General features: G+C 69.3%; 1 protein-coding gene. It reads right to left on the bottom strand.

Annotated features, from left to right (window positions below):
• A partial coding sequence (locus RKE29_RS30660; protein ID WP_312008939.1) for a beta-ketoacyl synthase N-terminal-like domain-containing protein occupies nucleotides 1-326 on the bottom strand: 326 nt, incomplete at both ends.

Raw genomic sequence — 326 nt, 5'->3', positions numbered from 1 at the left:
CCAGCGACGACGAACACGCCGTGTCGATGCTGACCGCCGGGCCCTCCAGGCCCAGGACATAGGACACGCGGCCGGAGGCGACGCTGCTCGTGGTGCCGTACCCGACGTACCCCTCGACCTCCGGCGGGACATCGCCGGGCCCCGACCCGTAGCCGTTGTCGATGACACCCGCGAAGACGCCGGTGCGGGTGCCGTGCAGGGTGGTGGGGTCGATGCCCGCGCGTTCGATGGTCTCCCATGCTGTTTCCAGCAGGAGGCGTTGCTGGGGGTCCATGGCCAGTGCTTCGCGGGGTGAGATTCCGAAGAATTCCGCGTCGAAGTCGGCG

It is taken from the genome of Streptomyces sp. B1866 (assembly GCF_031932565.1).
GTDB lineage: Bacteria > Actinomycetota > Actinomycetes > Streptomycetales > Streptomycetaceae > Streptomyces.
The sequence above is the reverse complement of the archived record's forward strand: the minus strand, read 5'-3'. Positions and strand labels throughout refer to the sequence as shown.